This is a genomic window from Bradyrhizobium sp. Kon58 (genome assembly GCF_055807455.1).
Genome location: NZ_JBVVOT010000696.1, coordinates 1 through 231 on the forward strand (window position 1 = coordinate 1; position 231 = coordinate 231).

1 pseudogene is annotated in these 231 nt (G+C 64.9%); it reads left to right on the forward strand.

What is annotated here, in order from left to right:
* Positions 1-231: pseudogene (locus AC0L20_RS41980) on the forward strand (hypothetical protein); the annotation flags it as partial.

Genomic DNA, 231 nt, shown 5'->3' on the forward strand with positions numbered 1-231 from the left:
GGAAGACAAGGCGCTGCTGATGATGCGCGGCGTGGCCTCGACCATGGAGAAACACCATCAGGTGCAGGTGCTCGATGAAGCGCTGGAAGCTTCGGTGAAGCTGTCCCACCGCTACATTCCGGCGCGCCAGTTACCGGACAAATCCGTGAGCCTGCTGGACACCGCCTGCGCCCGCGTCGCGATCAGCCTGCACGCAGTGCCGGCCGAAGTCGACGACAGCCGCCGCCGTAT